This window comes from Pseudomonas sp. E45-MNA-CIBAN-0222 (genome assembly GCF_040310405.1).
Classification (GTDB): Bacteria; Pseudomonadota; Gammaproteobacteria; order Pseudomonadales; family Pseudomonadaceae; genus Stutzerimonas; species Stutzerimonas stutzeri_AC.
Map to the genome: position 1 here is coordinate 1 of NZ_JBEOPU010000039.1, position 2,436 is coordinate 2,436.

Sequence of the window (2,436 nt, forward strand, 5' to 3'; positions counted from 1 at the left end):
CATCTGCTTCATCGGAAAACTCGGTGAGTGGAGTCCGGGGATCTTGCCAAAATCAGGAAGTCTTCTTCAGAGTTTCCCTAGAGTCAACAAGGCCTTTGTCGGTGACATAAAATACGCTAAAAGAGATTTCGTGAAATTTATCAGCTTCACGCTCAAATGCGCTTATGAGCCGTTTGATTTCCGGTTTCTTTTTTCTAAGGAAGGTCTGAAAAAGACTTCCCGAATCTGGTGAAACACGCCGATCCCGCCAGCCGAGTTTTTCCATGAAGCAGATGACCTTCGCCGACGCCGAGTACGCCGGCAAGCGCAAGCAGACCCGTAAGGAATTGTTCCTGATCGAGATGGATCAGGTGGTGCCGTGGAAGGGATTGATTGCCCTGATCGAGCCACACTACCCAAAGGGTGAAGGTGGTCGTCCAGCCTATCCGCTGATGGCCATGTTACGTATCCATCTGATGCAGAACTGGTTCGGCTACAGCGACCCGGCCATGGAAGAAGCGCTCTACGAGACGACCATCCTGCGTCAGTTCGCCGGGCTGAGCCTGGAGCGTATTCCCGACGAAACCACCATCCTAAATTTCCGTCGCTTGCTGGAGAAACATGAGCTGGCAGCCGGCATCCTCGGCGTAATCAATGGCTACCTGGGGGATCGCGGCCTGTCGCTGCGCCAGGGCACTATCGTCGATGCCACACTGATCCACGCGCCCAGCTCGACCAAGAACCAGGACGGCAAGCGCGATCCGGAGATGCACCAGACCAAGAAGGGCAACCAGTACTACTTCGGCATGAAGGCCCACATCGGTGTGGATGACGAGTCGGGGCTGGTGCACAGCGTGGTCGGCACGGCGGCAAACGTGGCGGATATCACCCAGGTCGACAAACTGCTGCACGGTGACGAGAACGTCGTCTGCGCCGATGCCGGCTACACCGGCGTCGAAAAGCGCCCCGAACATGCTGGCCGCGAAGTGATCTGGCAGGTCGCAGCACGCCGCAGCACCTACAAGAAGCTCGATAAACGCAGCGCCCTGTACAAAGCCAAGCGCAAGATCGAGAAGGCCAAGGCACAAGTGCGAGCGAAGGTCGAGCACCCGTTTCGAGTGATCAAGCGCCAGTTCGGTTACGTGAAGGTGCGCTTCCGTGGCCTGGCCAAGAACACCGCTCAGCTGGTGACGCTGTTCGCGCTGTCGAACCTATGGATGGCGCGCCGACATTTGCTGACTACCGCAGGAAAGGTGCACCTGTAATGCGGAAAATGGCTGCTGCGAGGTGCTCGCGGCGGCCAAAAACGGAGAACTGAGCGGGTTACCTGGTCGATTTTGATCGACGGCCCGCTTTCAAATGCAGCGAGGGCTGAAGTCGACCGGAAATACAGGGTTACTTCAGACCTTCCCTAAGAGACATGCAGGCCCCATAAGCCTCTGACGGCTAACGATTAAGCTACTGACAGACAAAAGTACTGTTTTTTGTGTCAGCGAACAAGTAAGCGGCAGTTAACTAATTGCTAGGTGACACCCCGATTTACTGAGCTAAGTATCGGGTTACTTTTGGTGGAAATCCAGCCATCGCAGAGCTCGAATATACTCATGACTGTTTGATAGAACGCCTCCACAGCCTCGACTCTGTTGGCTTCCGGCACGAAACCCTGCGTTTCTGCAATGCATATATTTAGCGCCCCGTCATCATTAATCTCCGTGAGCATTCCAAAAATATGCTTTTCTGATAAATGAATAAATCCAGAGCCAGAGCTATAGACGCCGTCAATCCATGGGTTCTCATGTTTGAAAGTGCTCAGCAGATAGGCGTCGGTCATTTTATTGCCGTGCATATCTTTCATCTTTCGAATGGGCTCGCCTGCTAAAATTCTTTGGGCAAAATTATGAGGGTTTTTGACTAGGCGAGCGGCAGACAGGCGGAGGATACTATCCACTTGCTGGCGAATCATCGGGACCGCTGCCAGATAATTTTCTTTCCTTATCAAGTCTAGGAAAGCCCCGGTATAGCTGCGTGATCTATTCAGGGCGGCCAAAAACAAAAGGTCTAGTGGGTAAAAATTTCGTTCACGGGCCTCAAGCAATTCCTTGGCCTTGTGGATGTGAGTATCCTCTGTGCTTTCTAGCTTACTGAGGTACCGTTTCAGCGTTTCCACAGCTATTCACCAAAAATAGAATGACTACGACATCAATTGATGTATAAGACGCCGAGCGCGCTTGGTGTAAATATTCCGCCCGCATTTCCCCCAGAGCCCATAGCTTGGGTCTCTTAGGGAGGCAGGGTGTTTATACACTAGCCCAACGAGGCATGAAATTGGTGCCATCAAACATCGCCCCGACTGCAATCTCCGCAAACGCTCTACCACTGCTATTAACCCGGCAATCAAATACACCAAATCATGCTGCGTAGGCGATACGTGGATGCCGGAAATAAGAACGGATTCTT

At 52.8% G+C, this 2,436-nt stretch carries 3 protein-coding genes; 2 read left to right on the forward strand and 1 reads right to left on the reverse strand.

From position 1 onward, the window contains the following. A partial coding sequence (locus AAEZ08_RS22630) for a hypothetical protein (protein WP_500125148.1) occupies nt 1–232 on the forward strand: 232 nt, incomplete at its 5' end. Between the two features lie 31 nt (nt 233–263). After that, nucleotides 264–1,244 (forward strand): IS5-like element ISPa16 family transposase, encoded by a 981-nt coding sequence (locus AAEZ08_RS22635; RefSeq protein WP_049340863.1) that lies wholly within the window; start codon nt 264–266, stop codon nt 1,242–1,244. A 257-nt stretch (nt 1,245–1,501) separates the two neighbouring features. Here AAEZ08_RS22635 and AAEZ08_RS22640 read toward each other — a convergent pair whose 3' ends face one another. Continuing rightward, nucleotides 1,502–2,146 carry a hypothetical protein gene (locus AAEZ08_RS22640; protein WP_014820609.1) on the reverse strand — a complete coding sequence of 215 codons (645 nt, stop codon included), beginning with the start codon at nt 2,144–2,146 and terminating at the stop codon, nt 1,502–1,504. Nucleotides 2,147–2,436: the final 290 nt, after the last annotated feature.

Bases quoted from the DNA above. Each gene is read 5' to 3' on its own strand.
- AAEZ08_RS22635 (WP_049340863.1), top strand. From the start codon at position 264: ATGAAGCAGATGACCTTCGCCGACGCCGAGTACGCCGGCAAGCGCAAG.